The 2,485-nt window shown below is 66.0% G+C and carries 2 protein-coding genes and 1 pseudogene; 2 read left to right on the forward strand and 1 reads right to left on the reverse strand.

Going from position 1 to position 2,485, the window contains the following annotated elements:
- Positions 1–1,801: NAD(P)/FAD-dependent oxidoreductase (locus tag MOV75_RS34520; protein ID WP_247007576.1), on the reverse strand; the 1,801-nt coding region annotated here is incomplete at its 3' end.
- 229 nt (positions 1,802–2,030) lie between these two features.
- On the opposite strand from MOV75_RS34520, the gene MOV75_RS34525 reads away from it, so the two are divergent.
- Both MOV75_RS34525 and MOV75_RS34530 read left to right on the forward strand, forming a co-directional pair.
- Positions 2,031–2,240, forward strand: a complete 210-nt coding sequence (locus tag MOV75_RS34525; protein WP_246931699.1) for a hypothetical protein — start codon at positions 2,031–2,033, stop codon at positions 2,238–2,240.
- A 20-nt stretch (positions 2,241–2,260) separates the two neighbouring features.
- Positions 2,261–2,485: pseudogene (locus MOV75_RS34530) on the forward strand (esterase); the annotation flags it as partial.

The raw sequence follows: 2,485 nt of genomic DNA on the forward strand, positions 1-2,485 counted from the left end.
CTTTGTTGAACTCGTCCACGAAGGCACGGGCGCCGAGCGCGCCCATCGACTCGATCGGCGGCAGGTTCAGCGACGCCAGCAGGTTGAGCACCAGCCGCACGTCCGGCTGCAGGCGCACCACCTCGCCGTCATTGCATTGCTCCGTGCCGCCAGGGCCGGTGAGCTTGAAGCCCAGCATGCCGCGGCTGACCACCTCGTCGCAGATGCTGCGATAGGGGCCGACGCCGCCGGTATAAGGCATCAGGCCCTGCACCTTGCCGGGCACGTTGGCGCCCGTGTACCAGGTGTTGGCGAGCCGGTGCAGTGTCAGCGTCGAACAGTCGGCCATGTGCCTGTTCCAGCCGGCCTGCGCCGTCTCGGTCGGCTCCATCGTGGTGAAGCCAGCATCGCGCAGCGCGGCCAGGCGGTCGACCACCCAATCGACGTGCTGCTCGATCGACACCGCCATGTTCGACAATACCGACGGGCTGCCGGGACCGGTGATCATGAAGAAGTTCGGGAAGCCCTCGACCGTGAGCCCAAGATAGGTCTGCGGCCCCTGCGCCCAGACGTCGGTGAGCGACTTGCCGCCGCGTCCGGTGATCGGATGCACGGCGCGGATCGCGCCGGTCATGGCGTCGAACCCGGTCGCAAACACGATGACATCGACGTCGATGCTGCGGCCGCTCGTGGAGATCCCGCTTGCGGTGATCGCCTTGATCGGCTCCTGGCGCAGATTGACCAGCGTGACGTTCGGCCGGTTGTAGGTCGCGTAGTAATTCGTATCGAGGCAGGGGCGCTTGGCGCCGAAGGGATGGTCGTGCGGCGTGAGCGCCGCGGCGGTCTCGGGATCCCTGACGGCGGCCCGGATTTTCTCGCGGATCAGGTCCTGGACGATCTTGTTGCCGTCGATGTCGACCGCCTGGTCGGCCCAGAGCTGCGTCAGGATGTGGATGAGGTCGCCGGCTGCCCAGGCACGTTCGAACCGCTCACGACGCTCGGCATCGCTCAATTGCCAGCTCACGACCGTCTGCTGCGGATAGGGCACGCCGGTCATCGATTGGCGCGCCTGCTCGCGATAGGCCGCGCGATCGCCTTGCAGCAGGCTCATGCGGTCCGACGGCACCGGGCCGTTATGCGCCGGCAGCGCGAAGTTCGGCGTGCGCTGGAACACGGTCAGATGCGCGGCCTGCTCGGCGATCAGCGGGATCGACTGGATGGCCGACGAGCCCGTGCCGATCACGGCGACGCGCTTTCCCGCGAGGTTGACGCCGTCATGCGGCCAGCGTCCGGTGAAATAGACCTCGCCTTTGAAATCCCTGACGCCGTCGATTTCCGGCGGCTTTGGCGCCGAAAGGCAGCCGGTCGCCATGATGTAGTGACGGCAGGAGACCGGCGCGCCGTTGTCGGTGGTCAGCTGCCAGCGCTCGGCCTTCTCGTCCCAATTGGCTTCGGTGACCTTGGTCCCGAAGCGGATGTCGCGCCTGAGGTCGTAGCGGTCGGCGATGAAGCCGAAATAGCGCAGGATCTCGGGCTGGGTCGCGTATTTCTCCGACCAGGTCCAGGCGGTATCGAGCTCGGGATCGAAGGTGTAGCTGTAATCGATGGTCTGGATGTCGCAACGGGCGCCCGGGTAGCGGTTCCAGTACCAGGTGCCGCCGACGTCGCCGGCCTCTTCGAGCGCGACCGCCTCGAAGCCGGCTTTGCGCAGGCGATGCAGAAGATAGAGGCCGGCAAATCCGGCGCCGACCACGGCAACATCGACCTGCTGGGCGGTTCCGCGCTCGTCGGAGGCACGTGTAGCAACCATTGCGTCAGGCATCGCATTCCTCCCGTGTGTTTTGTTTTGCCGGCAGGCTATCGCCGCAGGTTCAGCTTGTCATCAGAGCAAGTGCAATCTTCGGTGGTCGTTTGGGGCAGCATCATGGCCACGTGAATCTGGCGGCGCCACACGCATCGCGATGCACAATGGCCGTGATCACCCGGGGTAATCATGTCCGATCCGTCTGTGTATGCTTGCGGCTACAAGCCACGCGTAGCGACCGAGCGTCATGCCAGAGTTGAGTGAGCGGACCAAAGCGAACATGGACGTCGTCCTGGAGGAGACGTGCCGCCAACTGCCGTACGGTGGCGATCACGACAGCCGCAGGTTCATCGCCGAGCGCCTGATCGAGGCAGCAGGGGCGGGCCACTCCACCCTCGGCGAGCTCGGCATCGTCGCGCGCCACGCGCTGGCGGAGCTCATTGCCAAGGGCGGTTAGGTCGCGCGAGGCTTGCCTCTCTGACGGCCGCGGACGTAACCTGCAGGAAACCGTCCGCGCATCGAGATGCTCCGAAGATGCGATCCGTGCTCGCGCTTGTTGCAGCTTCCATTGTCCTGTGCTGCGCCGGCTCGGCCGCGGCGCAGCCGGTCGGACAGTTTCCATTCGCGCTGACGCGTGAAGGGCAGATGCTCGGCGCCGTCGAAGGCGAGGTGGCCTCGTTCAAGGGACTGGCTTACGCGGCG

This window comes from Bradyrhizobium sp. PRIMUS42 (genome assembly GCF_023006515.1).
Taxonomy (GTDB): domain Bacteria; phylum Pseudomonadota; class Alphaproteobacteria; order Rhizobiales; family Xanthobacteraceae; genus Bradyrhizobium.

Coding starts and splice junctions, on each gene's coding strand:
- MOV75_RS34525 (WP_246931699.1), top strand. CDS start 2,031: ATGCCAGAGTTGAGTGAGCGGACCAAAGCGAACATGGACGTCGTCCTG.